This is a genomic window from Lactobacillus apis (assembly GCF_002837055.1).
Classification (GTDB): domain Bacteria; phylum Bacillota; class Bacilli; order Lactobacillales; family Lactobacillaceae; genus Lactobacillus; species Lactobacillus apis.
Window position 1 is genome coordinate 1 of sequence record NZ_PDKP01000052.1, and the last position, 1,556, is coordinate 1,556.

General features: G+C 32.8%; 3 protein-coding genes. All 3 read right to left on the reverse strand.

The genetic code is table 11. The annotated features are described in order from the left end of the window. On the reverse strand, nt 1-440 hold a 440-nt coding region (locus tag CRG87_RS07815; RefSeq protein ID WP_165775987.1), incomplete at its 3' end, for an AMP-binding protein. An 11-nt stretch (nt 441-451) separates the two neighbouring features. Then, complete coding sequence (locus CRG87_RS07820; protein WP_046308033.1) at nt 452-604, reverse strand: teichoic acid D-Ala incorporation-associated protein DltX; 153 nt, start codon at nt 602-604, stop codon at nt 452-454. Nucleotides 605-731: 127 nt separating this feature from the next. After that, on the reverse strand, nt 732-1,043 hold the full coding sequence (locus CRG87_RS07825; RefSeq protein WP_074426178.1) for a hypothetical protein: 312 nt from the start codon (nt 1,041-1,043) through the stop codon (nt 732-734). Between the last annotated feature and the right edge of the window lie 513 nt (nt 1,044-1,556).

The following is a 1,556-nucleotide window of genomic DNA, read 5'->3' on the forward strand; positions in this document are numbered from 1 at the left end:
ATATAAAAATTATCGTCTCCTTCAACGAATTGCTCGACATCAACGGTAAAGTCACCATTTTTGACTTCATCTGGCTTGATAACTTGCATTGGTGGAAGAGTGATATCAGGAAGCTGATCAATTGCAATAATTGCTTCAGCTTCAGAGACTTCTTGGATTGTTAAGATTCTATCTGCATTAGAATAGCTTGCAATTGGAATATAAGCATGCCCTGCTTTAACGCAGCCTAAAAAGCTAGCAATCATCTCAAATGTTTGGCCACCCCAGATCATTATTGGACTACCCGGAGAAAGACCTAGTTGGTTAATTTGATATGCCCATGCATCCGAGCGTTTTTTCAGATCACCGTAAGTATTGGTTTGACCAAGATAGTCATACGCAATACGATTCGGTTCGTTTAAGGCAATTTCATCAATCTTTTTTATTACATCTTTAATCATTGTTTACCACCTTAAAATTCGTTGTAAATAAAGTGAACCGAAGTTAGGCCGCTATATTGATATAAATAAATTAATACCATTAAGATAGCACAATAAATGATTGTCGTTAAAACAAATTTGCCGATTTGTTGCGCCCGCGAAGTTTTTCTTTCTTTTTTAACCATACATCTTCATTCTCTTTCAACAGTTATTTCAGCATTACAATACTATATCAAATATAGTACTACTGTTTTAAAAGGATAATACACCATTAAGAAGTTTTTTACAAAATTTAAATAAATTTTACAGATGCTAGTGCTTATTCAGTTTTCGACTAGCATTGTATGCAAACCATAAAGTAAAAAAGTCAATTACACTGACAAAAATAATTGCAAACATCATTAATTTGAAAATGTTATCTGGATTCTGCCAGCGCTCGCTATCAGCAGTAGTCAAAATATAAACTGCAAAGATGACGATTAAAAAGACTTCTATTAAAAATAGATACTGGTGGCCGATCATTATTCTAAATAGATAAAGCCATGCGGCTGCTGGTAATAGGCAAAGCCAACCTGATACACGAAGCCAAAAAACGATTTTTTTACGAGCTGATTGTTCTTCCATATTTCCTCTTGAATTCTAGTTAAATCTGACTAATTAATAAAACTTTTTCTAATTATAGCAATGCGACCTTTGACAAACAATTTTTAGCAAATCAGAAATTTTATGCTATTTTTTGCTTTCGTCATACTTTTTTCACATTTACTAGCTATACTGAAGCTGTGATATGAGATAGAAGAGATTCCATCTCATATCATACTCAACTTTTTGTTTTTCATTCATACTCCTCCAAGTATAAATAATGAAAAAACTTGAAATGACCTTACGGTCGTTTTCATATCTATCCCTTTCGACTCACGTGCATTACGTGAGTTTTTCTATGCCTTTAAAACTTCTAAAGGAATTCTTTACTATTTCATAAGATATTTTGTAACTTTACTTCATATTTATGGGTTAGTATTCTAAATGTAGTAAGTAATAGCAGCTTACTACATACTCCCACTTTTTTATTTCATTCATTCTTACTCCTTCAAAGTAGATGAAAACTAACAGGCTCGCATAATTTGCGGGCCTTTT